Consider the following 466-nt stretch of genomic DNA (forward strand, 5'->3'; position numbering starts at 1 on the left):
GCTCGATGGTGAAGATCATGCCTTCCTTCAGCTCGATGCCGGTACCCGCACGACCGTAGTGGAGGACCTGCGGCTCCTCGTGGAACACCTTGCCGATGCCATGGCCGCAGTATTCGCGGACCACCGAGAAGCCGTTCTTTTCCGCGTGCTTCTGGATGATTTCGCCGATATCGCCCAGGTGCGCGCCCGGACGCACCACGGAAATGCCCTTGTACATGCATTCCTGGGTGATCTGGCAGAGGCGGTCGGCCCATTCCGGGGTCTTGCCGACCAGGAACATCTTGCTGGTGTCGCCGTGGTAGCCGTCCTTGATGACGGTGATGTCGACGTTGAGGATGTCGCCTTCCTTCAGTGGCTTCTCGTTGGGGATGCCATGGCAGACCACATGGTTGATCGAGGTGCAGATCGACTTGGGAAAGCCCTTGTAGTTCAGCGGGGCGGGAATCGCCTTCTGCTCGTTGACGAT

1 protein-coding gene is annotated in these 466 nt (G+C 59.9%); it reads right to left on the reverse strand.

The window, feature by feature from the left end; all coding sequences use genetic code 11:
• Nucleotides 1-466, reverse strand: a 466-nt coding sequence (map, locus tag LLU09_RS12515; protein WP_228312047.1) for a type I methionyl aminopeptidase, incomplete at both ends; no start/stop codon positions are given.

The sequence above is a fragment of the Salinicoccus sp. RF5 genome (genome assembly GCF_020786625.1).
Taxonomy (GTDB): Bacteria; Bacillota; Bacilli; order Staphylococcales; family Salinicoccaceae; genus Salinicoccus.